This is a genomic window from Methanobrevibacter sp. (genome assembly GCF_045603845.1).
In the GTDB taxonomy this organism is placed as follows: Archaea; Methanobacteriota; Methanobacteria; order Methanobacteriales; family Methanobacteriaceae; genus Methanocatella.
Genome location: NZ_JAZUMY010000081.1, coordinates 1 through 2,188, shown reverse-complemented (window position 1 = coordinate 2,188; position 2,188 = coordinate 1). Strand labels below are relative to the sequence as shown.

Below are 2,188 nucleotides of genomic sequence, written 5' to 3'. Positions count from 1 at the left end.
GATTACCGCATCACCGGTAAATGATTTTATCTCCTGCGTGTCTTCATGTATGCAGTTGACACCGCAGCATTCATTTTTATCTGTAAAAACCAGTGACAAAAAGCGAAAGCCGACAAAACGCTTTATTTTTCCTTCAGACTGCCCTTTTCTGCATGCGTTTACTAAAGCAGATACAATCTGCTTTCCTGTTCTTGAACCTGCATAGGCTGTTCTTTTTTTCTTTTGGCCTCCGAAGTTTCTCAAATCAACATTTCCCTCGCCGTCACGGGTGAAGCTGGTTCCCAATCGGGAAAGCCAGTCAATTATTTCAGGAGCGTCATGAGTTAGCATATCCACGGCTTTTGTGTTGTTTATTTCACATCCCCCTTTTATCGTGTCTGTGAAATGCTCCCGAACAGAGTCGTTTTCACCTTTCGTGTTCAATGCAGCGTTGATTCCGCCCATTGCCATAACTGACTGTGAGCGTTCGCAATAATCCGGTGATATTAATGACACGTCTGCACCCATATCCGCCGCATTGACTGATGCTGCAAGACCTGCAATTCCTGATCCCACCACGATAATGTCTACCATAATATGCCTCCAAGATAATATATGACTTCTGCAACAAGAAAAATGAGAAAAACAACCACCACAACATAATTCAGCTTTCCTTTGAAATTCATATGAGCATCCTTTCCCTCAAGAAAACCTAATGATATCATGAATTTTGGAATTGAAACATTAAGATGCACTGCAATTGATGCGAAAAGAAGAATGTCAATTAAAAAGTGATATAAATCCATATCTGTGATTGAACCGATGGAGTATCCCACAATATGGAAAGCCGCAAAAATGATTATGAAAATTCCTGAAATCATCTGATAAACGGTATCTGAGTTTAAATCAGAATACTTTTTAAGCGCACCGGATTTGTCTTTAAAGTAAAGATAGAGGCTGATTATAATGTGGGCCACCACCGGATAAAAGAGCCGTCTTCCGGTTATTTTAAAATCAGGACAATAAGCGATAATTCCATATAAATAGAGTAATGACATTAGGCCGTGATTTAAAAGCATTACGGCAATGACAATTACAAGCAGAGTGTTTATTTTTCTAAGAGAAATCATCGAATCACGTTTTAGTTATATCTGGATTAATTTATTAACGTGAAAATTAATAAAATTTTTGATGAATTCTCAAAGCGGAAGAAATCACGGCACAAATCGTGATGAATACAGACAATACCAGAATTATAAAGCTGTCATTCAATAAAACGGCCAATATCGGCAGCACGTAAAACATCAGCGCAACAAAATGGCCGAATTTCTCATATCTCAAGGCATCATCAGATGTTTTGAAAAATTCAACGAGCTTCAGGATTATCACAGCGAGAAACCATGCAGGAACAAGATTAGTCAAAACCAGCGAAAATGTTGAAATCATGATAAAAATAAAATCACATACCACATCCAGTTTCGCCCCATCATCGGATGAAAGGCCGTATTTTCTTGAAAGCCATCCGTCACTGACATCAGACAGTGCGGTCAATATGAAAATAGCAATCAGATAAATCGTATTCAAATCAGAAAGAACGCAGTACATGAACAATAATCCAAGAAGTATTCTGAAGCAGGTTATGGCATTAATCATCAATCTGTTCATATTAAATCCTCAATGAAAGCACGCTTTTAAGCTCCTCATTAGTCATTTCGGTTAAAAATGCCTCATCATTTACAATGGATTTGCTTGCTAGGTCTACCTTGTGCTTGCTTATCTCGTCAATCGTCTCCTCAAGGGTGCCTTTGGTGATGAACCTATATACCATCACATCCTTTTCCTGGCCGATTCTGTGGACCCTGTCGGTTGCCTGGTTTTCCACTGCAGGATTCCACCACAAATCATAATGAATAACATTCTGGGCAGCCGTTAAATTAAGACCTGTTCCTCCGGTTTTAAGGGTTGCAACGAATATCTTGTAGTCATCATTTTCCTGAAAATCATCAATTATGCGGGTCTTTTCCTTTAAAGAGAGTGACCCATGTAAAAAGAGAACTTCAGTTTTGAACTTTTTGGAAATCAGATCCTGAATGATTTTTCCCATCTCAACGTACTGGGTAAATATTATCACTTTTTCACCGTTATCCAAAATGTTAGTTAGAATCTCAACCAGAAGCTCCATCTTTCCTGACTCGGAAATCTTCGGCTT

General features: G+C 38.7%; 4 protein-coding genes. All 4 read right to left on the bottom strand.

What is annotated here, in order from left to right; all coding sequences use genetic code 11:
* Positions 1 to 573: FAD-binding protein (locus tag ACKI2W_RS07760; RefSeq protein ID WP_407380875.1), on the bottom strand; the 573-nt coding region annotated here is incomplete at its 3' end.
* A complete protein-coding gene (locus tag ACKI2W_RS07755; protein WP_407380873.1) occupies positions 567 to 1,109 on the bottom strand; it encodes a hypothetical protein in 543 nt (180 codons plus the stop codon). The genes ACKI2W_RS07760 and ACKI2W_RS07755, both read right to left, overlap by 7 nt.
* 46 nt (positions 1,110 to 1,155) lie before the next feature.
* Positions 1,156 to 1,644: a CDP-alcohol phosphatidyltransferase family protein gene (locus tag ACKI2W_RS07750; protein ID WP_407380871.1), complete on the bottom strand. Its 489-nt coding sequence runs from the start codon at positions 1,642 to 1,644 to the stop codon at positions 1,156 to 1,158.
* A 1-nt stretch (position 1,645) separates the two neighbouring features.
* The coding region (locus tag ACKI2W_RS07745) for a DEAD/DEAH box helicase (RefSeq protein WP_407380869.1) at positions 1,646 to 2,188 on the bottom strand (543 nt) is incomplete at its 5' end.